The 22,996-nt window shown below is 69.7% G+C and carries 24 protein-coding genes, 1 tRNA gene and 1 pseudogene; 11 read left to right on the forward strand and 15 right to left on the reverse strand.

Translation table 11 applies throughout. The features are described 5' to 3' along the window. Nucleotide 1: 1 nt before the first annotated feature. Both ACIQWA_RS25040 and ACIQWA_RS25045 read right to left on the reverse strand, forming a co-directional pair. The gene (locus ACIQWA_RS25040; RefSeq protein ID WP_232543252.1) at nucleotides 2-304 is read right to left on the reverse strand and encodes a co-chaperone GroES; all 303 of its coding nucleotides are present in this window, start codon (nucleotides 302-304) and stop codon (nucleotides 2-4) included. Nucleotides 305-503: 199 nt separating this feature from the next. After that, entirely contained in the window at nucleotides 504-845 is a 342-nt protein-coding gene (locus ACIQWA_RS25045; RefSeq protein WP_360238924.1) for a DUF3618 domain-containing protein, read from the reverse strand. 156 nt (nucleotides 846-1,001) lie between these two features. Here ACIQWA_RS25045 and bcp point away from each other — a divergent pair, with 156 nt between their 5' ends. Then, entirely contained in the window at nucleotides 1,002-1,475 is a 474-nt protein-coding gene (gene bcp / locus ACIQWA_RS25050) for a thioredoxin-dependent thiol peroxidase (protein ID WP_402485990.1), read from the forward strand. Nucleotides 1,476-1,604: 129 nt separating this feature from the next. Here bcp and ACIQWA_RS25055 read toward each other — a convergent pair whose 3' ends face one another. Continuing rightward, a complete protein-coding gene (locus ACIQWA_RS25055) occupies nucleotides 1,605-3,956 on the reverse strand; it encodes a chitinase C-terminal domain-containing protein (protein WP_402486242.1) in 2,352 nt (783 codons plus the stop codon). A 303-nt stretch (nucleotides 3,957-4,259) separates the two neighbouring features. On the opposite strand from ACIQWA_RS25055, the pseudogene ACIQWA_RS25060 reads away from it, so the two are divergent. Further along, nucleotides 4,260-4,457 (forward strand): annotated as a pseudogene (locus tag ACIQWA_RS25060) (HNH endonuclease); the annotation flags it as partial. Nucleotides 4,458-4,471: 14 nt separating this feature from the next. Further along, nucleotides 4,472-4,544, forward strand: a tRNA-Leu gene (locus tag ACIQWA_RS25065). 66 nt (nucleotides 4,545-4,610) lie between these two features. Here ACIQWA_RS25065 and rdgB read toward each other — a convergent pair. The 4 genes from rdgB to ACIQWA_RS25085 form a co-directional block, all read right to left on the reverse strand. Then, nucleotides 4,611-5,216 (reverse strand): RdgB/HAM1 family non-canonical purine NTP pyrophosphatase, encoded by a 606-nt coding sequence (gene rdgB / locus ACIQWA_RS25070; RefSeq protein ID WP_402485993.1) that lies wholly within the window; start codon nucleotides 5,214-5,216, stop codon nucleotides 4,611-4,613. Nucleotides 5,217-5,247: 31 nt separating this feature from the next. After that, nucleotides 5,248-5,640, reverse strand: a complete 393-nt coding sequence (locus tag ACIQWA_RS25075; RefSeq protein ID WP_402485996.1) for a hypothetical protein — start codon at nucleotides 5,638-5,640, stop codon at nucleotides 5,248-5,250. A gap of 160 nt (nucleotides 5,641-5,800) precedes the next feature. Continuing rightward, complete coding sequence (gene rph, locus ACIQWA_RS25080; RefSeq protein ID WP_402485999.1) at nucleotides 5,801-6,526, reverse strand: ribonuclease PH; 726 nt, start codon at nucleotides 6,524-6,526, stop codon at nucleotides 5,801-5,803. 107 nt (nucleotides 6,527-6,633) lie between these two features. Next, nucleotides 6,634-6,867 (reverse strand): glucose PTS transporter subunit EIIB, encoded by a 234-nt coding sequence (locus ACIQWA_RS25085; RefSeq protein ID WP_037619188.1) that lies wholly within the window; start codon nucleotides 6,865-6,867, stop codon nucleotides 6,634-6,636. 404 nt (nucleotides 6,868-7,271) lie between these two features. Between ACIQWA_RS25085 and ACIQWA_RS25090 the strand changes: the two genes are divergently transcribed. The 4 genes from ACIQWA_RS25090 (at nucleotide 7,272) to ACIQWA_RS25105 (ending at nucleotide 13,199) form a co-directional block, all read left to right on the forward strand. Next, nucleotides 7,272-8,573, forward strand: a complete 1,302-nt coding sequence (locus ACIQWA_RS25090) for a PTS transporter subunit EIIC (RefSeq protein WP_402486003.1) — start codon at nucleotides 7,272-7,274, stop codon at nucleotides 8,571-8,573. A gap of 560 nt (nucleotides 8,574-9,133) precedes the next feature. Further along, nucleotides 9,134-10,393 (forward strand): PTS transporter subunit EIIC, encoded by a 1,260-nt coding sequence (locus ACIQWA_RS25095; protein ID WP_360238945.1) that lies wholly within the window; start codon nucleotides 9,134-9,136, stop codon nucleotides 10,391-10,393. Between the two features lie 434 nt (nucleotides 10,394-10,827). Then, nucleotides 10,828-11,916, forward strand: a complete 1,089-nt coding sequence (locus tag ACIQWA_RS25100; protein ID WP_402486006.1) for an LLM class flavin-dependent oxidoreductase — start codon at nucleotides 10,828-10,830, stop codon at nucleotides 11,914-11,916. Beyond that, nucleotides 11,913-13,199: an LLM class flavin-dependent oxidoreductase gene (locus ACIQWA_RS25105; protein WP_402486009.1), complete on the forward strand. Its 1,287-nt coding sequence runs from the start codon at nucleotides 11,913-11,915 to the stop codon at nucleotides 13,197-13,199. The genes ACIQWA_RS25100 and ACIQWA_RS25105 overlap by 4 nt, the downstream gene beginning before the upstream one ends. A 35-nt stretch (nucleotides 13,200-13,234) precedes the next feature. On the opposite strand, the gene ACIQWA_RS25110 is transcribed toward ACIQWA_RS25105, so the two are convergent. Beyond that, on the reverse strand, nucleotides 13,235-13,981 hold the full coding sequence (locus ACIQWA_RS25110; protein ID WP_402486012.1) for an MBL fold metallo-hydrolase: 747 nt from the start codon (nucleotides 13,979-13,981) through the stop codon (nucleotides 13,235-13,237). Nucleotides 13,982-14,202: 221 nt separating this feature from the next. Continuing rightward, nucleotides 14,203-14,391 (reverse strand): MerR family transcriptional regulator, encoded by a 189-nt coding sequence (locus tag ACIQWA_RS25115; protein WP_360238957.1) that lies wholly within the window; start codon nucleotides 14,389-14,391, stop codon nucleotides 14,203-14,205. A gap of 189 nt (nucleotides 14,392-14,580) precedes the next feature. On the opposite strand from ACIQWA_RS25115, the gene ACIQWA_RS25120 reads away from it, so the two are divergent. After that, complete coding sequence (locus ACIQWA_RS25120; protein WP_402486015.1) at nucleotides 14,581-15,042, forward strand: type II toxin-antitoxin system PemK/MazF family toxin; 462 nt, start codon at nucleotides 14,581-14,583, stop codon at nucleotides 15,040-15,042. A gap of 711 nt (nucleotides 15,043-15,753) precedes the next feature. Here ACIQWA_RS25120 and ACIQWA_RS25125 read toward each other — a convergent pair. Further along, nucleotides 15,754-16,005, reverse strand: a complete 252-nt coding sequence (locus ACIQWA_RS25125) for a hypothetical protein (RefSeq protein WP_402486019.1) — start codon at nucleotides 16,003-16,005, stop codon at nucleotides 15,754-15,756. A gap of 391 nt (nucleotides 16,006-16,396) precedes the next feature. Here ACIQWA_RS25125 and ACIQWA_RS25130 point away from each other — a divergent pair, with 391 nt between their 5' ends. From ACIQWA_RS25130 to ACIQWA_RS25140, 3 genes are all read left to right on the forward strand, one after another. Further along, nucleotides 16,397-16,726: a hypothetical protein gene (locus ACIQWA_RS25130; RefSeq protein WP_402486022.1), complete on the forward strand. Its 330-nt coding sequence runs from the start codon at nucleotides 16,397-16,399 to the stop codon at nucleotides 16,724-16,726. Further along, nucleotides 16,723-18,399, forward strand: a complete 1,677-nt coding sequence (locus tag ACIQWA_RS25135) for an alpha/beta hydrolase (RefSeq protein ID WP_402486025.1) — start codon at nucleotides 16,723-16,725, stop codon at nucleotides 18,397-18,399. Before ACIQWA_RS25130 ends, ACIQWA_RS25135 begins: the two co-directional genes overlap by 4 nt. Nucleotides 18,400-18,578: 179 nt before the next feature. After that, the gene (locus ACIQWA_RS25140) at nucleotides 18,579-19,031 is read left to right on the forward strand and encodes a hypothetical protein (RefSeq protein WP_402486028.1); all 453 of its coding nucleotides are present in this window, start codon (nucleotides 18,579-18,581) and stop codon (nucleotides 19,029-19,031) included. Between the two features lie 182 nt (nucleotides 19,032-19,213). On the opposite strand, the gene ACIQWA_RS25145 is transcribed toward ACIQWA_RS25140, so the two are convergent. The 5 genes from ACIQWA_RS25145 to ACIQWA_RS25165 all read right to left on the reverse strand — a co-directional run bounded on the left by ACIQWA_RS25145 (nucleotide 19,214) and on the right by ACIQWA_RS25165 (nucleotide 22,954). Beyond that, entirely contained in the window at nucleotides 19,214-20,182 is a 969-nt protein-coding gene (locus tag ACIQWA_RS25145) for a PLP-dependent cysteine synthase family protein (protein WP_402486031.1), read from the reverse strand. Between the two features lie 114 nt (nucleotides 20,183-20,296). Continuing rightward, nucleotides 20,297-20,575, reverse strand: a complete 279-nt coding sequence (locus tag ACIQWA_RS25150; RefSeq protein ID WP_097237732.1) for a MoaD/ThiS family protein — start codon at nucleotides 20,573-20,575, stop codon at nucleotides 20,297-20,299. A gap of 122 nt (nucleotides 20,576-20,697) precedes the next feature. Next, nucleotides 20,698-20,817 (reverse strand): putative leader peptide, encoded by a 120-nt coding sequence (locus tag ACIQWA_RS25155; protein ID WP_317621128.1) that lies wholly within the window; start codon nucleotides 20,815-20,817, stop codon nucleotides 20,698-20,700. A 150-nt stretch (nucleotides 20,818-20,967) separates the two neighbouring features. Continuing rightward, nucleotides 20,968-21,399: a M67 family metallopeptidase gene (locus ACIQWA_RS25160; RefSeq protein WP_360238966.1), complete on the reverse strand. Its 432-nt coding sequence runs from the start codon at nucleotides 21,397-21,399 to the stop codon at nucleotides 20,968-20,970. 112 nt (nucleotides 21,400-21,511) lie between these two features. Continuing rightward, nucleotides 21,512-22,954, reverse strand: coding sequence for an amino acid permease (locus tag ACIQWA_RS25165; protein WP_402486035.1), 1,443 nt, complete (start codon nucleotides 22,952-22,954; stop codon nucleotides 21,512-21,514). Nucleotides 22,955-22,996 lie beyond the last annotated feature (42 nt).

The raw sequence follows: 22,996 nt of genomic DNA on the forward strand, positions 1-22,996 counted from the left end.
GTCACAGGTACAGCCCGGTCGAACCCTCCGTGTCACCGAAGCGGCTCGCCGCCACCGCGTGCAGGTCCCGCTCGCGCAGCAGCACGTAGGTGGCGCCGCGGACCTCCACCTCCAGCTTGTCCTCCGGGTCGTACAGCACGCGGTCACCGGGCTCCACCGAGCGCACGCTCTGCCCCACCGCCACGGCCTCCGCCCAGGTGCAGCGCTTCGAGAGCTCCGCCGTCGCCGGGATCAGGATGCCGCCGGTCGAGCGGCGCTCGCCCTCGCTGCCCTCGATGCGCACCAGCACGCGGTCGTGCAGCATCCGGATCGGCAGCTTCTCGCCCAGCCGGTCGTGCCGCACCGCGTCGTGCTCGTGATCGGAATGGGTCGGTTCGTCGTTCGTACTCACGGTCCCGAAGGTACCGCCCCCGGGCGCGGCGCGTGACGCTGGCCCGGCATGCGGAAGGGCCGGGCCGCCCGACGGCGGCCCGGCCCTCCGGAGGTCCCGCTCGATCCGCCGATCAGTCCTCGCGGCGCTTGCGCGAGGAGGACAGCAGCACCACCAGGCCGAGGCCGACCAGTGCGACCGGGACGATCCGCTCCTTGCGCGGCTGCCCCTTCTCGTCCAGGAACTGCGCCTTGACCTTCTCCACCAGGCCGCTCGCGGCCACGTACGCCCGGGCCGTCTTCTCCTCGACGGTGGCCATCGCCTTCGCCTTGACCTGCGCGGAGATGGTGCTCGGGTGGATCCGCACGGCCAGCTCGTCCAGGTTCGACGCCAGCCGGTCACGGGTGCGCTCGATGTCCGCCTCGATCTGCGCAGCCGTCCGCGCCGGCTTGTCCTGCGTGCTCGCGTCGCCCACTCGGGCCACCCCATTCACTTGCCGATGTAGTCCTGTCGTCCTCTGCGACCAACCCAGTTTGTCAGCTGCCACGCACGGGCGCGCGGCCCCACCCACCAACGGAGGTAAGTTTGCCGTGGTACGACCGTCCGTCCCAGCCCCCAGGAGAGTACGACCGTGACTGAGCGTCTCCAGCCCGGCGACACCGCGCCCGCATTCAGCCTGTCCGACGCCGACGGCAACCAGGTCTCGCTCGCCGACCACCTGGGCCGCAAGGTCATCGTCTACTTCTACCCGTCCGCCCTCACCCCCGGCTGCACCAAGCAGGCATGCGACTTCACCGACAACCTGGCGGTCTTCGAGGGCGCCGGCTACGACGTCATCGGCATCTCCCCGGACCAGCCGGAGAAGCTCGGCAAGTTCCGCGAGAAGGAGGACCTCAAGGTCACCCTGCTCTCCGACCCGGACCACCAGGTGCTGGAGGCCTACGCCGCCTACGGCGAGAAGCAGAACTACGGCCGCACCTACCAGGGCGTGATCCGCTCCACGATCATCGTGGACGAGCAGGGCAAGGTCGAGCGCGCCCTCTACAACGTCAAGGCCACCGGGCACGTCGCCAAGCTGCTGCGGGACCTCAAGGTCGAGGCCTGAGCCTCCGGAACAAACTCTGAATGAACTGAACGAACTGAACGAAGCGGTGGCGGCCCACCCCCCGACCGGGTGTGCCGCCACCGCCGTTCCTCACCTCGGGTGACTGCCGTCAACCGTCAGCCGTCGGGCTCAGCAGGCCCCGAGGTCGTTCCAGACGCCCCAGGCACCACTGGCGGACGGGTCGTCGCCCTTGGTCCACCACTTGTTCTGGTAGTAGTGGCCCTTCCAGGACACCTTGGTCGGCGTCGCGTAGGTGGTGCCCGCGTCCCAGCCCGGGGCGGCCGTGCAGGCGCCGGAGGTCGGGGTCGCGGTCGGGGTCGGCGTACCGGTGGGCGTGCCCGTCGGGGTGCCGGTCGGGGTCGCGGTCGGCGTGCCCGTCGGAGTCGGGGTAGGCGTCGGCGTCGGAGTCGGCGTGCCGCCGTCCACCGCGCCCCGGGTCAGGTCGCCCTTGAGCCCGTACAGCGTGCCGCCCACGTTGACCGTCCAGTTCGACGGCGTGGACACCGGCAGGTAGTAGACGAAGTCGATGTCGACCGAGGCGCCCGGCGCCAGCGACTGCCAGCCCGGCAGCTTGACCGACACCCGGTTGTAGGTGCCCTTCAACCCGCCGACGTTGCCCGGGCCCGGGTTGTCCTGCCGGATCACCTGGAGCCCGAAGCCGGACTGGTCCTTGGCGTTGCCCGGCGCCGAGTTGCTGTAGTCGAACTGGAACTCGGTGCCGCCCGGCAGGGTCAGCGTCGAGTTGTTGACGATGTGCAGCTTCGGGTTGATCGGGTAGTTGGAGTCGCCCAGCGCGAAGTTGGTGAACGACACGTCGACCGGCAGGGTCTGCTGCGGCAGCGCCACCGTCGAGCGGACCGCACCGTAAGGGCTCGCCGCCTTGAACATGTCGTACATCAGCGAGGTCAGCGTCGAACCGGGCACGTACTCGCCCTTGCCGCCGTTGGCGGTGGCGTCCCAGCGGTAGTCGCCCGCGAGCTCCCAGATCATCGCGCCGCCGGCGCCCTGGTTGACGATGTAGTCCGCCTTGGCGCCCACCGACTGCTCGTCCTCGGTGGACAGGAACACCTTCTTGGTGTCGTTCCACAGCCACGGCGCCACCAGCGAGGAGCTGTAGTTGCGGGTGTAGCTGCCCTGGAGGGCGGTGTCCGTCACCCCGTACTTGGCCAGGTAGTCGGGCAGGACGCCCTTCTCCAGGTTCTTCGCGTGCCACATCGGGTTCGACCCGGCCGGGGACTCCTTGCCCGCGTCGTCCTTGTCGTTCCAGATGTTGTCGATCCCGACCGCGCCGTCACCGCAGGAGGTCAGCCCGGACCCTGCCGGGCAGCTGGTCGCGGAGGCGGTGCCCCAGAGCCCGTTGGTGCCGCCCTGGACGTTCTTGAAGCCGCGGGTGTAGTACGGCAGGCCGACGTTGATCCGGCCGGCCGGCAGCGCACCGCGGAAGTAGTGGTACGACCAGTCGGCGTTCAGGTAGCCGATGCCGCCGTACTGGCCGGTGCCGTACACGTTGGCGGCGGCCAACTCGCCGTCCTTGCCGTCGTCGTAGAGCGAGGCGTTCGGGCCGACGTACTTGTTCCAGGCGCCGTGCAGGTCGTACGACATGATGTTGACGTAGTCCAGGTACTGGGCGACCTGGAAGGTCTCCATGCCGCGCAGCAGGTACCCGGAGGACGGCGCCGCGACCGACAGCAGGTAGTGCCTGCCGTCGGCGGCGCCCGCCCGGTCCAGGTTCTCCCGCAGGGTCTTCATCAGCGCCGCGTAGCCCTTGGCCAGCGACCCGCGCTTGGCGTTGGCGAGCTGCCAGTCCAGCGGGTTGCCGGCGTCCTTCATCGAGGTCGGGTACTCGTAGTCGATGTCGACGCCGTTGAAGCCGTACTTGCGGATGAAGTCGACGGACGAGGCGGCGAAGGTGTCGATGCCGGCCTGGTTGACGCTGCCGTCCGGGTTGACCGTCATCGAGTAGAAGCCGCCGGAGCCGACCCGCTTGCCGTCGTCCCCGAAGTAGCCGCCGGTCTCGGTCCAACCGCCCACGGAGATCAGGGTCTTGACGTTCGGGTACTGCTTCTTGAACTTCGTCAGCAGATTGAAGTGGCCCTTGTACGGCAGCGTCGGGTCCAGTTCCGCACCCGGCACGCCCGGGAAGGAGATCCCGGTGGCCTCGTTGGTCGGCCCGTCCGTGCCGACCGACAGCTTGTTGTCGCCGCCGACGTGCCCGAAGGCGTAGTTGAGGTGGGTGACCTTGTCCCAGGGGATGTCGCTCACCAGGTAGGGCTGGTCGCTGTTCTTGCCGGTGCGCCAGCCGGTGAAGTACCCGATGATGCGGCGCTGGTGGTCCGCGCCCATCTTCTCGCGCCCGCTGGTGTCGTAGACCGAGCAGTACGGGACGTCCACCCCGGGCGTCTGGTACAGCCCGTCCGGGCGACAGGCCGCGTTGTCGACGGCCGCCGACGCCTGCGAGGGCGCCGCACCCAGCGTCGCCATCAACAGCCCCGCCAGCGACACCGCCGCCAACGACGCCACGCCCGCCCGGGCACTCTTGCGGCGGATCGCAGCGGTGGGACGCCGCTCCGCCGTACTACGGATCAACACTCGGTCCTCCAGGAGAGAGTGTCGGCGCGTACCTGTGGGGGAGCACGCACGTGGGGGATTCAATTGGCGCCGAAGCTATGTGGTCTGAACCACATAGGTCAATAGGTCTGTACCAATTGGTCATCACTCGGCAAACCCCGGCCAGCCCGTGACCAAAACCAGCCCAGGTCGTTCGCATACCGATGAATGGGGCACGAGCCCTGCGAGGAGTGCGGCACCGGCCCCGAACGGCGAGGACGAGCGATGACCCTGGAAGTCGACCACATCAGCGGCGACTGGTCGGACAACCGGCCGGACAACCTCCGACTGCTCTGCCCCAACTGCCACGCCACCACAGATACCTACTGCGGGCGGAACAGGAATCGGGCCACCAGGACGCATGGCACCCGGTAGGCTGACTCTGACGTGCGCCCGTACTCCAGCGGTAGAGAGGAGCGGTTTAGGTCCGCTTTGTCGTGGGTTCGAATCCCTCCGGGCGTACTGAGTCAAATGGCCCGCTCCCCTTCGAATCGAAGGGGAGCGGGCCGTGTTTGTTCCCGTGCCCTGTCAGCCGATGAGGTCCTTGACCACCGGCGCCAAGGCCCGGAAGGCCTGGCCGCGGTGGCTGATGGCGTTCTTCTCGTCCGCCGTCATCTCCGCGCAGGTGCGGGTCTCGCCGAGGGGCTGGAGGATCGGGTCGTAGCCGAAGCCGCCGTCGCCCGCCGGGGCGGTCCGGAGCGTCCCCAGCAGCCGTCCCTCGACGACGCGTTCGGTGCCGTCGGGCAGGGCGAGGGCGGCGGCGCAGAAGAAGTGGGCGCCGCGGTGGGGTTCGGCGATGTCGGAGAGCTGGGCGAGCAGCAGGTTGAGGTTGGCGAGGTCGTCGCCGTGCTTGCCGGCCCAGCGGGCGGAGAAGATGCCGGGGGCGCCGTTGAGGACGTCGACGCAGAGGCCGGAGTCGTCGGCGACGGCGGGCAGTCCGGTGGCGCGGGCGAGGGCGTGGGCCTTGAGGAGGGCGTTCTCGGCGAAGGTGACGCCGGTCTCGGGGACGTCCGGGATCTCGGGGTAGGCGTCGGCGCCGACGAGTTCGACGTCCAGGCCGGCGTCGGTGAGGATGGCGCGCAGCTCGGCGACCTTGTGCTGGTTGCGGGTGGCGAGGATCAGGCGGGTGGACATATCGCCCACCCTATCGAGATCCGGCGGACGGTCAGCCGGTGCAGACCGAGGTGAGGTTGCCGGCCGCGTCGCCGAGCGGCTTGAGGTCGGGGGCCTGCTTCCTGTCGACGGCCTGCTGGACCTTGTCGGCCTGCTTCTGGAGGTCGGTGACGGCCTTGGCGACGTCGGTGTTCTTCGAGTTCTTGCCGATCTGGTCGAGGTCGCCCTTGAGCTTCTGGAGCGCCTTGCCGGCGGCGGCCGAGTCGTTGCTGGAGTTGTCGTAGGCCTTGGTGAGGTCGGCGAGGTCGCCGGTGACCTTGACGGCGGTGTTGCCGCAGTCGATGGCCTTCTGGGCGGCGGAGCAACTCACCATGCTGAGCGGGAGGATCGCGATCAGTGCGGCCACGGCGAGGGCGGCGGGGCGGGCGATGCTCGACGAGGCCATCCGGTCCTCCTGGGGCGCGGGTTCCGTGGGGGAGGACGCGCGCGGACGGGGCGCGGTTCCCGCAGCGGGGTGCTGCGGGAACCGTACGGGCTGCGGGCCGCGCGTGTACAGCGGTCCGGGCCCGGTTCACTCCGGGGGTCGGTTCACTCCGGGGGGAGGTTCAGCCTTCGAGTGCCTTGCGCTGGATCTGGTCGAGTTCGGCGCAGCCGAGGGTGCCGAGGTCGAGCAGCTGGTCGAGCAGGGCGCGGTCGAAGGGGGCGCCTTCGGCGGTGCCCTGGACCTCGACGAAGCGGCCGTCGGAGGTGCAGACGATGTTCATGTCGGTCTCGGCGCGGACGTCCTCCTCGTACTGGAGGTCGAGCATGGGGACGCCGTCGATGATGCCGACGCTGACGGCGCTGACGCCGCCGGTGATGGGCTGTCCCTTGGCGCGCAGGAGCTTGCGGTCGCGGGCCCAGGAGACGGCGTCGACGAGGGCGACGTAGGCGCCGGTGATGGCGGCGGTGCGGGTGCCGCCGTCGGCCTGGAGGACGTCGCAGTCGAGGACGATGGTGTTCTCGGCGAGGGCGCGGTGGTCGATGACGGCGCGCAGCGAGCGGCCGATGAGTCGGCTGATCTCGTGGGTGCGGCCGCCGATGCGGCCCTTGACGGATTCGCGGTCGCCGCGGGTGTTGGTGGCGCGCGGGAGCATGGAGTATTCGGCGGTGACCCAGCCTTCGCCGCTGCCCTTGCGCCAGCGCGGGACGCCTTCGGTGACGCTGGCGGTGCACAGCACCTTGGTGTCGCCGTAGGAGACGAGGACGGAGCCTTCGGCGTGCTTGCTCCAGCCCCGTTCGATGGTGATGGGGCGGAGCTGGTCGGGGGTGCGGCCGTCGATACGTGACATAGCCACTGAGCGTAGCTGTTGCGAACGCCGGTTCCGGATGCGCCTCGGCCCGCCGTCCGCGTGGGCGGGTCGGCGGGCCGTTGGTGGTGGAGCCTGGGTGGCTCAGCTCACATCATGTCCTCGATGTCGGCGGCGATCGGGTCGGCGTCGGTGCCGATGACGACCTGGATCGCGGTGCCCATCTTGACGACGCCGTGGGCGCCGGCCGCCTTGAGGGCGGCCTCGTCGACGAGGGAGGCGTCCCTGACCTCGGTGCGCAGGCGGGTGATGCAGCCTTCGACCTCTTCGATGTTGTCGATGCCGCCCAGACCGGCGACGATCTTCTCAGCCTTGCTGGCCATGTGGTTTCTCCCTCTGTCTCGGCTCTTCGGCGGCTCTGCCGGGTGCCGTCCTGCGCTGTGCTGGGGTTCGGTCCTCGGCCGTCGGGTGGCGAGGTCCGTGCCGGTGGCTGACGCGGGTTCAGCTGGGGTCGCGCTGCCGGGCAGCGCGACCAGCATGACCCGAGCAGGTCCGGTCTGCCACGTTAGTCCACTTTTGGCCCATTCCGGCGCGCAGGCTCCGGGCCGCCACCCGAGGATGACGATCAGCGGGGCTCGCGTCCCGGCGTCCGGCCTGCGTCCCAAAGTGGTCTACACCAATATATGTGTACTCCGATGAACGCAGGAAGGACCCCGGGTGTTCCTGACCCCCGCCCGAGGGTCCCGCAGGGGCCCGCCAATCGGCAACTGCGCTCGGAGGGCGAAGGATGAGTTCGGCAGGCGCCACGGCCCCGCAGAACCTGTGGTGGCACACCTTCTACGGCGGCCTCCAGAAGATGGGCCGCTCCCTCCAGCTCCCGGTCGCGGTGCTGCCCGCGGCGGGCATCCTCAACCGGCTCGGCCAGCCGGACGTGTTCGGCAAGGACGGCCTGGGCTGGAACAACGTCGCCAAGGTCTTCGCGGCGGCCGGCGGCGCACTGCTCGACTCCTCGCTCGGCCTGCCGCTGCTGTTCTGCATCGGCGTGGCGATCGGCATGGCGAAGAAGGCGGACGGTTCGACGGCGCTCGCGGCCGTGGTCGGCTTCCTCGTCTACTACAAGGTGCTGCACGCATTCCCGGAGCACTGCAAGGCCGGTACTGTCCAGATCCCCGACGCATGGACCGCCCAGTGCGTGGACTACAGCTCGGCCAAGGTCGCGGCCGCGACGTACCAGAACCCGGGGGTGCTGGGCGGCATCCTGATCGGCCTGATGTCGGCCTGGCTGTGGGTCCGGTTCCACCGCGTCAGACTGGTCGACTGGCTGGGCTTCTTCAACGGCCGCCGCCTCGTCCCGATGATCACCGCCGTGGTGGGCCTGGCCACCGCCTGCATCGCCCTGTGGGTCTGGCCGCCGATCGGCCGCGGCCTGAACGACTTCTCGCAGAACCTCGCCGATCTCGGGGCGGGCGGTGCGGGCATCTTCGGCCTGTTCAACCGCGCGCTGCTGCTGATCGGTATGCACCAACTGCTCAACACCTTCGTCTGGTTCCAGTTCGGCGAGTTCACGAAGGCCGACGGCAGCATCGTGCACGGCGACATCCCGCGTTTCCTCGCGGGCGACCCGACGGCGGGGCAGTTCCAGTCCGGATTCTTCCCGATCATGATGTTCGCGCTGCCCGCCGCGGCGCTCGCGATCGCGCACTCGGCCAAGCCGCACCGCCGCAAGGAGATCTACGGCCTGATGCTCTCGGTCGGCCTGACCTCCTTCGTCACCGGCGTCACCGAGCCGATCGAGTACTCCTTCGCCTACATCGCCCCGGCCCTGTACGCCGTGCACGCGCTGCTGACCGGCGCCTCGATGGCGGTCACCTGGGGGCTGGGGGTGCACGACGGTTTCAGCTTCTCGGCCGGTCTGATCGACTACGTGATCAACTGGGGGCTCGCCACCAAACCGTGGCTGATCATCGTCATCGGGCTCTGCTTCGCCGCGGTGTACTACGCGCTGTTCCGGTTCATCATCGTCAAATTCGATCTGAAAACACCGGGGCGCGAGGACGAGACCGAGGTCGAGGACGTCACCAAGGCCTGATTCCCCGACCGTACGGAACAAATCCCGGAGCACCGCCCCACAAAGGCCCTCGGACCCACCGGTCCGGGGGCCTTCGGCATTTCACCGAAGGACGGAATTCCCTACCCGCGGGTCACCGAAATGGTAATTCGGTCGCGATCCGGCCGGCCGGACGGCGGTCGGGACGGGTGCCGAGCACAGGCGGGGGCGCCCCGCCGGGCACGTCCGCGACCCTCCGGTCACTCTCAGCAGCCGTGGCGCACGCCCGGGAGCGGCCGGATCGCCCGGGAGCGACCCCGCCGGCGACCGCGGGACCCGCCGCGACCCGGGCGCCGCACGGGATCGGCGCTTTTTGTTGCGCAAATAGCCAAAATCACAATCGCGACTGAAATCATGATCACCGCTCCGGATCCAGGTTTCGATTTCATAGCGCTTGTCGACAACCCTGCTATCCGGGCTTCCCCGACTTCTCCACCCGTGCTACAAAACTGGTCTACACCACGTGTGGTGTAGACCAGTTCGCGGTTCGGCCCCCGTGCCTTCCCCCCGACCGACCGCCATGCCGTTAGGAACCCACCCCCATGAGTCAGTCTGCGCAGGCACCGGCGCCCGCCAAGGCTCCGGCGCCGATCAAGAAGTTCGGCAATGCCGTCCTCCCCGGTCTCCAGAAGGTCGGTCGCAGCCTCCAGCTGCCGATCGCCGTGCTGCCGGCGGCCGGTCTGCTGGCGCGTCTGGGCCAGCCCGACGTCCATGAGAAGTGGCACTTCCCCGCGAAGCTCGTCGAGGTCTTCGGCGCCGCGGGTACCGCCATCACCGGCGCGCTGCCGCTGCTGTTCTGCGTCGGCATCGCGATCGGCTACGCCAAGAAGGCGGACGGTTCCACGGCGCTGGCGGCGCTGGTCGGTTACCTCGTGTTCAAGAACGTGCTGACCGCCTTCCCGGCGGACGGCACCGTCACGGCCGCCCTCCCCGCGGGCAAGCCGCAGGACCCGGGTGTCCTCGGCGGCATCGTGGTCGGTCTGCTCGCGGCCATCCTGTGGCAGCGGTTCCACCGCACCAAGCTGGTCGACTGGCTGGGCTTCTTCAACGGCCGCCGACTCGTCCCGATCATCATGGCCTTCGTCGGCACCGGCCTGGGGGTCCTGTTCGGCCTCGGCTGGCAGCCCGTCGGCGACGCGATCTCGCACGTCAACAACAGCCTGGTGGGCGCGGGCGCGGTCGGCGCGGGCATCTTCGGCCTGGTCAACCGCGCGCTGATCCCGATCGGCATGCACCAGTTCGTCAACACCTACGCCTGGTTCCAGACCGGCGACTTCACCAAGCCGGACGGCACCGTCGTGCACGGCGACATCAACCGCTTCCTGGCGGGCGACCCGACGGCCGGCCAGTTCCAGGCGGGCTTCTTCCCGATCATGATGTTCGCACTGCCGGCCGCCGCCCTCGCGATCGCCCACTGCGCCCGCCCCGAGCGCCGCAAGGCCGTCATGGGCATGATGATCTCGATCGCGCTGACCAGCTTCGTCACCGGTGTGACCGAGCCGATCGAGTTCACCTTCCTCTTCATCGCCCCGGTCCTGTACGCGATCCACGCGGTGCTGACCGCCGTCTCGATGGCCGTCACCTGGGGCCTCGGCATCCACCACGGATTCAGCTTCTCGGCCGGTCTGATCGACTACACGATCAACTTCAGCCTGGCCAAGAACCCGCTGCTGATCATCCCGATCGGCCTGGTCTTCGCGGCGATCTACTACTTCACGTTCCGCTTCGCGATCACCAAGTTCAACCTCAAGACCCCCGGTCGCGAGGACGACAGCGAGATCGAGGACGTGACCAAGGCCTGACGCCCGTCCCGTCCGCCCCGAAGGCCCCGCCCACCGCCGCTCCCCCGGCGGCCGGCGGGGCCTTCGGCGTGTCGGGGTGTCCTCACCCGGTTCCACCGTACGGAAACGGCGGTTGACGAACCGCCGGAGGCCCTGGTCAACTGAACCGGTGAACGCCTCGTGCCCGCTGGTGACCCGCAGCCACATCGACTTCGGTCGCGTGTGGTCGGCGGCGTGTCGCGGCTGAGCCGACCCTTCGCCCCGCCGCCGCCCGGCTGAGTCCCCGCCCGGCGCCGGCCGTCCTCCTCCCCCGCCCGTCGCGGGCCTCCGCCTGCCCACGGGCCGCCACCGCGCAGCCGCGCCGCGCGCGACCGCAGCCCCGTACCCGTACGGGCCGCCGTCCGCACGCGTCCGCGCACCTCCGCGCACCCCGCACGAGGAAAGCCAGGCCCGCCATGCCCCGCCAGTTGCACCTCTCCGCCGCCATCGACAGTCCCGACCACCTCGACGCCGCCCACTACGCCGGCCTCGCCCTGCTCGCCGAACGCGCCGGCCTGGACTTCGTCACCCTCGACGACTCCTTCGCCCCCGAGCCACGCCGCCCCGACGCACTCGCCACCCTCGCCCGGATCGCCCCGCTGACCTCGCGGATCGGCCTGGTCCCCACCGTCACCACCACCCACACCGAGCCCTTCCACACCTCCATCTCGCTCAACACCCTCGACTGGGTGAGCGCCGGCCGGGCCGGCTGGCTGGTCGGCGTCTCCGGCACCGAGGCCGAGACCAGGGCCTTCGGCCGCCGCCCGGTCGCCCCCGAGGACGAGCTGTGGGCCGAGGCGGCCGACGCCGCCGAGGTCGCCGCCCGGCTCTGGGACAGTTGGGAGGACGACGCGGAGATCCGCGACACCGCCACCGGCCGGTTCGTCGACCGCGACAAGCTGCACTACATCGACTTCGAGGGCCGGCACTTCTCGGTCCGCGGCCCCTCCATCACCCCGCGCCCGCCGCAGGGCCGCCCGGTGGTCGTGGTGCCGGTGGCCGCCGCCGACCTCGCCCCGGACGCCTCCCCCGGCGGGCGGGCCCGGGTCGCCACCGCGATCCGGTACGCCGACGTCGTCGTCCTGGACGCCCCCGACCGGGCCGCCCGGCTGACCGCCGCCACCGAGCTGCGGCTGCGCTCCGGCGAACAGCTGCGCATCCTCGCCCGGCTCGACGCCGCCCTGCCCGACCGGGCCGCCGAGCAGCGGCTGCTCGCCGAACTCAGTGCCACCGGCACCGGCGTGGACGGCTTCCACCTCGTCCCCACCGAGCCCGCGCGCGACCTGGCCGCGCTCGCCGAGCGGACCGCCCCGGCCCTGCGCGCCGCCGGACTGCTGCGCGCCGGCCACTCCGGCCGCACCCTGCGCGACCACCTCGGCCTGTCCCGCCCGGCCAGCCGCTACGCCGCCCCCGCGGCGAGCGCCACCACCGACTCCCCCGCCGACTCCCCCACCACCGCCTCCCCCACCACCGACTCCCCCGCCCTCGCCGAGGTGACCCGATGACGGACCGTCCGCTCAAGCAGATCCACCTCGCCGCCCACTTCCCCGGCGTCAACAACACCACGGTGTGGAGCGACCCGGCCTCCGGCAGCCACATCGAGTTCGACTCCTTCCGCCACCTCGCGCAGACCGCCGAACGCGGGAAGTTCGACTTCTTCTTCCTCGCCGAGGGCCTGCGGCTGCGCGAGACCAACGGCCGCATCCACGACCTGGACGTGGTCGGCCGCCCCGAGTCGATCACCGTGCTGAACGCCCTGGCCGCCGTCACCGAACGGATCGGCCTGGCGGCCACGGTGAACGCCACCTTCAACGAGCCGTACGAACTCGCTCGCCGCTTCGCCTCCCTGGACCACCTCTCCGGTGGCCGGGCGGCCTGGAACGTGGTCACCTCCTCGGACGCCTTCACCGGGGAGAACTTCCGCCGCGGCGGCTACCTGGACCGTGCCGACCGCTACACCCGGGCCGCCGAATTCGTCGAACTGGCACGGGAGTTCTGGGACGCCGGGGCGGCCGGGGTGCGGCACTCCGGGCCGCAGTTCGAGGTCGAGGGCCGGCTCTCCCTGCCCCGCCCGCCGCAGGGCCACCCGGTGGTCATCCAGGCCGGGGACTCCGACGAGGGGCGCGAGTTCGCCGCGTCCGCCGCCGACGTCATCTTCAGCCGCCATTCCACCCTCGCCGACGGCCAGGCCTTCCACCGCGACGTCAAACGGCGACTGGCCGCCTACGGCCGCAAGCCGGACGAGTTGAAGATCCTGCCCGCGGCCACCTTCGTCCTCGGCGACACCGACGCCGACGCGGCCGAGCGCGCCGCCGAGGTCCGCCGGGCCCAGGTCGGGCCGCAGACCACGATCAACTACCTGGAGCAGGTCTGGGGCGTCGACCTGTCCGACCACGACCCGGACGGGCCGCTGCCGAGCGTCGACCCCGACCCGGACAGCGCGCTGGTCCAGGGCCGGGTCCGGATCCCGGACCCGGTGGGCACCGCCGCACGCTGGCGGGCGCTGGCCGCGGAGAAGAACCTGACCAGCCGTGAACTGGTCATCGAGGTGACCGGCCGGCAGTCCTTCATCGGCTCCCCCGCCACCGTCGCCGGGCAGATCGACCACTTCGTACAGAACGATGCGGCCGACGGCTACATCCTCGTCCCCCATCTCACCCCGGGCGGCCTGGACGAGTTCGTCGACCGGGTCGTCCCGCTGCTCCAGGAACGTGGGGTGTTCCGCACCGACTACACCGGCCCGACCCTGCGCGACCACCTCGGCCTGCCGGTGCCCGGCCGGCGCTGAGCCGCGGCCCGGGCGGCCCGGGCGGCCCGGGCGGGTCAGATCTCGTACACCGCGCCGGCCCGGGCCAGCTCCACCGGGCCGGGGTACGCGGCGGCGGCGTCGCGGCGGTTGCGCTCGGCGTCGGTCCACGGCGGGATGTGGGTGAGCACGAGCCGGTGCGCCCCGGCGGCGGCCGCGTGCTCACCGGCCTCCCGGCCGTTGAGGTGGACGGCCTGGTAGGTGTCGCGGCCGTCCAGGTAGGCGGCCTCGCAGAGGAACAGGTCGGCGCCACGGGCGAGTTCGACCAGCTCGGGGCACTCACCGGTGTCACCGGAGTAGACCAGCGAGCGGCCGCCGTGCTCCAGCCGGAAGGCGAAGGCGTCCACCGGGTGGTTGACCTGCGCGACGGAGACCCAGAACGGGCCGAGCTCGAAGCTGCCCGGGGTGAGCGTGCGGAACTCGAACACCTCCTTCATTCCGGGGTTCTCCGGCATGTCGTACGCCCGGGCGAGCCGCTCGGCGGTGCCGGCCGGACCGTACACCGGGAGCAGGTCGGGGCAGCCCTCGGCGCGGTAGTTACGGGCGACCCAGTAGGCGCACAGGTCGACGCAGTGGTCCGCGTGCAGGTGGCTGAGCAGGACGGCGTCGACCTCGTAGAGGCCGGTGTACTTCTGCAGCGCGCCGAGCGCGCCGTTGCCGAGGTCCAGCACCACGCGGTAGCCGTCGGCCTCGACCAGGTAGCTGGAGCACGGCGAGTCGGCGGACGGGAAGCTCCCCGAGCACCCCACCACGGTCAGTTTCATCCGAGCCCCTCCGCCCCGACACGGTCCTGGCTGCTGTTGGCGTACGACATGGAAACAGCATGGAAAACAGCATGGAAAACGGCAGGCCGGGCCGGTGGACCGGCCGGTAGCACTGCGTTGGTGTGTCGAGGGTAAGGGCGGAGCAGCACTTTGCCCCCGTCCCCGTGCCGGGCTGTGGCTGGAATCACCCAGACCGCCGGGGCGGGGGCCGCGGTGCGGAATCAGCGGTGCCGGGGGCGGTTGCGGGCCCAGGTGCGGATGGTCTCGGGGTACCAGCGGGGGTGTCCGCTGCCGTCGATCACGTCCGGCTCGGGCAGCAGGCCGTGCCGCCGGTAGTTGCGGACGGTCTCGGGCTGGACGTTGATGTGCCGGGCGATCTCGGCGTACGACCACAGTGCGTCGCTGTTCACGAAGGCACCTCCGGGGGGACGGGGGCGGACGTTCGTGGGGCAGCCTCTCCGGACGGCACCGGGACGCAGGCCGCAGAACGGGCGTCGTGGCGGATCCGTGACGAACCGGGAGCAACGTACGGACAAATGCTCAACTGTCACGGCCGCCACGGTGGTGGCGTTCACCGGCGGCCCGGTACGGTTCGCGGCATGACTGGCATCTGGATCGTTGTCCTGCTGGCGGGCGTCGCCGTGCTGGCCGCCGTCGCGGCGGCGCTGGTCAGGCGCACCCGCCCGGCGTCCCGGCCGACCGCGCCGACCCGCCCGCGGCCGCGTCCGCGCACCGGGGCCGGGGCCGGGCCGGAGCCGCAGGAGATCTGGTGGGCCGAGGTGCCGTTCGAGGACGGCCCGGGCGCCAAGGACCGCCCCTGCCTGGTGCTGCGGGTGCACGGCCGGACCGCCACCGTCGCGAAGATCACCAGCAAGCACCACGCCGAGCGCCCGGGCGTGCTGCCGCTGCCGCCCGGTTCGGTGGGCGACCGGCAGGGCCGGACCAGCTGGCTGGAGACCGACGAGCTGCGCGAGGTGCCGCTCTCGGCCTTCCGCCGCCGGGCCGGCACCGTGGACCGCCAGGTCTGGTCCCGGGCCCAGCGGGCGCTCTCAGGTCACTAACTGATCGTTTCAGAATACCTGACTCCACGGCTCCGCATCCGCTACGAACGTCGAGCCGACCTCCACCAAGGGCTGCTCGAACTTGCCTGCAGCATCATCTGCTTGCGTCGACTCCACAGAGGTCTCCCTGAAGCGATCAGCACGGCCGTATCGCACTCGTGAGGAGCCCCAGAACAGAGAATTCGGCGGTCAGGATTTCAGCCTCTGCCGGAGTGACCCGTAGGCCTGGTCCGAGTAGGTCACGCAGCATTCCGGTAGCCTCGGCAACCGTCCCGCTATAGGTCTGGCGGAGGATACGAAGCACATGGACCCAGGCGGGTTCCTCGGCAACAACGCTAAGCACAGCGCCCCCGTGGCCCACAGGACAGCATCCCGAAGCCATGCCGGCCCCATTCCCTCAAAGCCCTCGTCCGAGCACTCGTAGCAAATCCGGCTGTCTCTCCAGTAGAACCGTCCGTCCCGGACGACCTGCTCGGGCACGCTTGCGGAGGGGCGTCGGCAGTACCAGCAACAGCCCTCATCGACCCTACTCATGCGCGGTATCCCTGAGCGTGGCGGCGTAGGGCCTGGAGAGTTCGGCCCAATGTCACGACCATCACGTTAAGACCCGGGTTTTACGTTCACCACCACATTCTGACGCAGCAGTCCAGGCAGTCGCCGCCCGATTGCCGAGGCTGCCGACCTGCTCGACATTCTGAAACGATCAGTTACTCACCCAGCCGTCCACGAGGAAGCACAGGTGCCGGTCTGTTTCGCGAACGTGGTTCTCGATTCGACTCTGAGCAGCTTGGGTGCGGCCAGCCCGGATGTAGGCACCGGGCCAAGAAAGGGCAATGCGTAGATCCGATGTCCTGGCGCCTCCAAGACACTTCCGGACTCGCGGATTCGAGTCCAGGCGTCCCGTTCGACCAGGACGATGTCCTCTACGGTCAGCTCATCGGGTATCGGCTGCTCGATCGCCATCTGCTCAAGAGTCCGCCGAGCCGCTGGCAGCGCATCCACGCCGGTCGTCAAATCGCCGGCCAAGTTGGGCATCGTTGAGCCTCGTCTGACAGGTAGCCACTCTTCAGTCTCGCCACGGCAGTTTCACTGGCATCACAGCCGCGGTCGAGGGCGGCCGATGCCGATCTCGGTGAACGCGTAGGTCGATCGCGACGGGTGCCCGGAGACAGCGCACGCCGGGACAGAACGTGGACGACACAGGGCTGGCGCACTTCAGAAGCAGGACAAAGGCCTTGTTTGACTAGAACGAGACTAATCATCTGATATCGGATGAGTATCTAAGCGGATAGAGATCGGCCGATCACCGAAATAGGTTTCCCTCTGACCGAAGGTTGTCGGGAGGGGAAAAGCAGTGGGCGATCTCAAGGTTGATCCGGGTGAGATCTACATATCCGCGGGTATGGCGCGGGCCATCGCCGAGGACTTCGCGAAGCCTTGTCAGGCGGTCGCCACTGCCAGCCAGACGGCTGTCAGTGGGCTGACGGGTTGGTCGGTGGCCACGCGACTCGGTCAGGTGGCGAGTGGCTGGGCGCCCGTGCTGGAGGGTGTCGGCGACCGCCTCAAGAAGACGGCCGACAACCTCACCGCCACGGCGCAGGCCTACAGGAACAACGAGCACGCCAACGTCGACGTCTGGCGGAAGCACAAGATCGGCGAGGCGTGGGAGAAGCCGGGCCAATGAGCAACCTCTACGAGCTGCTGCTCAGCTTCGACCCCGCCGGGCTGCATGACGCTGCCAAGGCGTGGCGCGCATTGTCCAGCGGAGCCCAGTCCGCCGACAACAGGCACCGCAACCAGGTCAACGGACCGCTGCGGCAATCGCACTGGGATGGAGACGACGCGAAACAGGCGTTCTCCACCTTGGGCCGGACCGAACAGATCCTAGAGATCGTGCGAGTCGAGTCCGCCACCGTCGCGCTCGCCCTCGACACTGTCGCCGACCGGATCTATCAGGCACAGACCAATCTGAAGAACGCCGTTCACCGCGCCGAGGAGTGGGGCCTCACCGTCGGCTCCGACGGAACGGTGAGTCTGCCACCGCTGAGCAAGAGCGAGCAGAATGACCCTGAGGCCAGATCTGACCCCGAACGCAAGGCACTGGCCACCCTGTGTACAGATGCCCAGGAGCGGATCAACAAGGCGCTGGCCGATGCGAAAGAGGCGAACGACAAGGGCGAGCATGCCCTCAGCCGCCTCGACGCCGACATCCTGACCCGCATTCGGGTGTTCGGCTCCGTCGGCGAGACCGCCGCGGACGTGAAGGACGTGGCGAAAGATCTCGGGCTCACCGATCCGTACGTCCCTGACAACAAGGACCCGCAGAAGTCCGCCGACTGGTGGAAGTCGCTGACCCCGGAGCAGCAAAGCAGTTACCTCGCGCTCTATCCCGACCGGATCGGACAGCTGGACGGCCTGCCCGCTACCGCCCGGGACGAGGCGAACCGGCTCGCTCTCGACCAGGAGTTGGACTCTATGCAGGCCGGCAACGCGCGCGGAAGCGGCATGACGGCCGGGGAGTACAACGCCCGCGAACACAATCTGATTACGCTCAAGGATCAGCTCGCCGAGCACGACAGCGCAGCCGAGGACAAGCAGTTGTTCCTACTCGGGTTTGATCCCAAGGCCAACGACGGTCACGGTAAGACGGTCATCGCCATGGGGAACCCCGACACCGCCGACCACACCGCCGTCCTGGTGCCGGGGACGGGAACGACGATCGACAGTACGGGCGGGAACCTCGCACGTGTCAGCAGTATGCAGGAGGCCGCGAAGCAGTGGTCGAAGGGGACAAATCAGAAGGTGTCGGTGGTCTACTGGCAAGATTACGACGCCCCCCAGATCCCGGTCATGCAAACGGCAGACTTCGACGTCGCCGACACCGGCCGGGCCGAGGGTGGGGCTGAGGCTTTGCGTCGGTTCACCCAGGGCACTCGGGTCGCCCAGGGCGACCACCACTCTCACCTCTCGGTCTTCGGTCACAGCTACGGGACGACGGTTGTCGGCGCGGCCGCGGCAGGTGGGAACGGACTGGGCGCCGACGACATCGTTGCCATCGCGAGTCCCGGAATGACCGTCCAGCGCGCCGACCAGCTCCACATCGACCCGAGCCACTTCTGGACCGGCAGGGCGACGGACGACAACATCTCGCTCGCCGCCGGCCTCACCCTCGGCGAAGACCCGATGCTTGACCGGTTCGGTGGGAACAACTTTGTGACCGACACCTCCGGACACAGCGGTTATTGGGACCCGAGGGCAGATGGCACGCCCAGTCAAAGCCTGTTGAACCAGGGCCGCATCATTGTCGGGAAGGCGCCGACCACGGTTCCCAAGGAGTACGGCCCGCCTTCCCCGTGATCACCCGAGTCGGACCGGCCACGGCCAGCCCGGCTGTTCCGGTTGTTCACCCCGTCCCGGCCGCAAGGAACTTCACTGTGCCGTTCCCCCTTCCACGACTAGCCGCACGCCGCGTCGGAGCCCGACGCCTCGGCGCTGCCGCGATAGCGCTCTGCCTGCCCCTGATCCTCGGAGGATGCATGTCCACGCCCGGCCCCAACGATCCCATCCCCGTCAAGGCCCGGCAGGACGCCCAGGACTGGGCCAAACACATGACCGAATACATGGCGCAGGCCGCCGGAGTCACCCTCACCCCCGGCAGCGCGGAACCGTTCTTCAACGTCTGCGTCGGCAAACACGACGAGGTCGCCAAGGACGGCCGGTACACGATGTCGTACGCGGTCTACAGCTCCGCCCCGCTCGAACAGCACCCGGAGGCCGTCCGCAAGGTCCGCGCGATGCTCGAACAACAGGGCTTCAAAGTCGACGGCTACCGGGAGACCACCAACGGCAAGGTGGACACAGTCCTCGACGCCACCCAAGCGTCGAGCCGATACCTCGTCAGCGTCGGGACCACAACCGGAGGACTTCTTCTCTTCCAGGTCAACACCCCCTGCCTGATGCCCCCCACAACAACAGAGACTCCTCACTGACTGATCGTCTCAGGACGAAGTGGTCCTGGGGGTCCTCAGGTCATTAGGGGGGTGCCCCACCCTAGGCCGGACTTTGACGGCTAGCCGCAATGCCCTGACTTTGCGGCCCACCAGAGCCTTTTGGCATCGCCATCACCGCAGATCAACGGCTTGTGGGTGCGGTTAAGTCAGTGGCATTGCGGCTAGGCCCAGAGCTGGCCCTGCAGCGCCTCGACGGCCGCCTCGGTGGACTCGGCGGTGTAGATGCCGGTGGAGAGGTACTTCCAGCCGCCGTCCGCGACCACGAAGACGACGTCCGCGCGCTCCCCGGCGGCCGCCGCCTTGCGGCCGACGCCGATCGCGGCGTGCAGGATGGCGCCGGTGGACACGCCCGCGAAGATGCCCTCCTGCTGGAGGAGTTCGCGGGTGCGGCGGACGGCGTCGGCGGAGCCGACCGAGAAGCGGGTGGTGAGCACCTCGGCGTCGTACAGCTCGGGGACGAAGCCCTCGTCGAGGTTGCGCAGCCCGTACACCAGGTCGTCGTAGCGCGGTTCGGCGGCGACGATCCGCACGCCGGGGACCTTCTCCCGCAGGTAGCGGCCGACGCCCATCAGGGTGCCGGTGGTGCCGAGGCCGGCCACGAAGTGGGTGACGGTGGGGAGGTCGGCGAGGATCTCGGGGCCGGTGGTGGCGTAGTGGGCGCCCGCGTTGTCGGGGTTGCCGTACTGGTAGAGCATCACCCAGTCGGGGTGCTCGGCGGCGATCTCCTTGGCGATCCGCACGGCGGTGTTGGAGCCGCCGGCGGCCGGGGAGGCGATGATCTCGGCGCCCCACATCCGGAGCAGTTCGCGCCGTTCCTCGCTGGTGTTCTCGGGCATCACGCAGACCATCCGGTAGCCCTTGAGCTTGGCGGCCATGGCGAGCGAGATGCCGGTGTTGCCGCTGGTGGGCTCCAGGATGGTGCAGCCGGGGGTGAGCCGGCCGGCGGCCTCGGCGCGCTCGATCATGTGCAGCGCCGGGCGGTCCTTGATGGAGCCGGTGGGGTTGCGGTCCTCCAGCTTGGCCCAGAGGGTCACCAGGCCGCCGTCGTTGCCGGGGACGGCGGCGGACAGCCGCGGCAGGCGGACCAGCGGGGTGTTGCCGACGGCTTCGAGCGGACTGTCGTATCGCAAGGGAGGCCTCCGGCCACGGCGGTGAGGGTGAAGTGGGGCGGTTCCCCCGGCCCCGACCCCGACCCCGGACCCGTAACGGGCAGGGGCGGGGGCAGCGCCGGGGGAACCGGGAGGTCAGCGGGCGCCGCCGGCCACGGCGGGCAGGATGGTGACGCTGTCGCCGTCGGCGAGGGCGGTGGAGATGCCCTCCAGGAAGCGGACGTCCTCGTCGTTCAGGTAGACGTTGACGAAGCGGCGCAGTTCGCCGCCGTCGACCAGGCGGGCGGCGATGCCCGGGTGGCGGGCGTCGAGGTCGGTGAAGAGTTCCGCGAGGTTGCTGCCGTTGCCCTCGACGGCCTTGGCGCCGTCGGTGTAGGTGCGGAGGATGGTCGGGATGCGGACCTCGATGGCCATGGGTGCGCTCCTGTGCGAGTCGTGTGAGGTGGGTGGGCCGCAGCGGGCGCGGCGGGGCGGAGGGTGCCCGGGGCTCGGCGTCGCCGGGGAGGCGGCGGGGCCCGGGTGGGGCGGGGCGGCTCTCAGCGCGAGCGCGCGGGCGTGCCGGGACAGATCGCACCGGCGTGCCGGCACAGGTCGATGTGCAGGCGCGCCACGAGGCGGGTGCCCGGGGCCTGGTTGCTCACATCGACGGAACGCATGGGCTCATCGTATAGATTCCCGGGCCCGCTCCGACATGCCCGTCCCGCGATCCGGATGCTTTCGTTTCCTATGCTGAGATTCCTCGGGGACGACAGGGGCCCGCCGACCGCTCGGGGCGGGTCGGCGGGCCGGGTCCAGGTGGGTGCCGGTCAGGCCGGGTAGGCCTCGACGACCTGGACGTCTTCCTCTGTGATCTCGCCGTCCACGATGCGGAACGAGCGGAACTGGTAGGGGTCGTCCTCGGCGGTTCCCTCGGCGGTGGAGACGAGGACGTAGTGGGCGAACGGCTCGGAGGCGTAGCTCACGTCGGTGCGGGAGGGGTAGGCCTCGGTGGCGGTGTGCGAGTGGTAGACGATCACCGGCTCCTCGTCCAGGTCGTCCATCTCGCGGTAGAGCTTGAGCAGGTCGCCCGAGTCGAACTCGTAGAAGGTGGGCGAGCGGGCCGCGTTGAGCATCGGGATGAACCGCTCGGGCCGGCCGCTGCCGGCCGGTCCGGCGACCACGCCGCAGGCCTCGTCCGGGTGGTCGGCGCGGGCGTGGGCCACGATCCGGTCGCGGATTTCTCGGGTGATGGTCAGCATGTCGGTCAGGATGCCACGCCCCGGCCGATGCCCGCCGGGGCGTCCGAGGCCCGGTCGCCGGGTGTCCGCCACCCGGTCGCGGGCCCGCGGACGCCCGGCCGTGCCGGGGGTGTCAGCCGCCGTTGCGGGCGTGCAGGTGGTCGTGGGCGACGCCGTGGACGGACTCCGGGTTGCGGCGCTTGAGCACCTGGTAGCCGATCACCAGCACCAGCGCCCAGCCGGGGAAGACGTACAGCGAGATCCGGTTGTCGGCGTCCAGGGCGATCAGCACCACGACCATGGCGAGGAAGGCGAGGGCGGCCCAGCTGGCCCAGGCGCCGCCGGGGGCCTTGAAGGTGGGCGGCGGCAGGTGGCCGGCCTGCCAGGCCTTGCGGTAGCGGATCTGGGAGATCAGGATCATCGCCCAGGTCCACAGCCCGCAGACCGTGGCGACCGAGGTGATGTACTCGAACGCCCGTGCCGGGACGAGGTAGTTGAGCACCACGCCGGCGCCCATCAGCAGGCAGGAGACGGTGATCGCGAAGGCCGGGGTGCGGCGGCTGTTGAGCTTGGTGAGCTGACCGGGGGCCTGGCCGCGCAGGGCGAGGTCGCGCAGCATCCGGCCGGTGGAGTACATCCCGGAGTTGCAGGAGGACAGCGCCGCGGTGAGCACCACGAAGTTGATGATGCCGGCCGCGGCGGGGATGCCGATCTTGCCGAAGGCGGCGACGAACGGGCTGACGCCGGGCTGGAACTCCCGCCACGGCACCAGCGAGAGGATGACCACCAGGGCGCCGATGTAGAACAGCGCGATGCGCCAGGGCAGGGTGTTGATGGCGCGCGGCAGGGTCTTCTCGGGGTTCTCGCTCTCGCCCGCGGTGACGCCGACGAGTTCGACGCCCAGATAGGCGAACATGACGATCTGCAGGGTCATCACGGTGGCGCCGATGCCCTTGGGGAAGAAGCCGCCGTCCTGCCACAGGTGGGTGATCGACGCGGTGTCACCGGCCTTGCTGAACCCCAGGGTGAGCACGCCGATGCCGATCAGGATCATGCCGATGATGGCGGTGACCTTGACCATGGAGAACCAGAACTCGATCTCGCCGAACAGCTTCACCGAGATCAGGTTGGCCGCGTAGAGGATGACCAGGAAGGTCAACGCGCTGGCCCACTGCGGGATGTCGGGCGCCCAGAACTTGACGTACACGGCGGCGGCGGTGGTCTCGGCCATGCCGGTGACGACCCAGAACAGCCAGTACGTCCAGCCGGTGACGTAGCCCGCGAAGGGGCCGAGGAACTCCCGGGCGTACTCGGCGAAACTGCCGGAGACCGGGCGGTAGGTGAGCAGTTCGCCGAGGGCGCGCATGATCACGAAGATCACCAGGCCGGCCACCGCGTAGGAGAGGATCAGGCTCGGCCCGGACTTGGAGATCGCGGTGCCGGCGCCGAGGAAGAGGCCGGTGCCGATCGCGCCGCCGATCGCGATCATCTGGATCTGGCGGCTGCCGAGCCCCCGCTCGTAGCCCTCTTCGTCCGGTTTCCCGTCGACCACCTGGTCGTAGATCTGCTCGGCCATGGTCACCCGTCCTGGTGGGTCTCGTTTGTGGGGAGAAGTCGT

The organism is Kitasatospora sp. NPDC098652, assembly GCF_044760155.1.
Taxonomy (GTDB): Bacteria; Actinomycetota; Actinomycetes; order Streptomycetales; family Streptomycetaceae; genus Kitasatospora.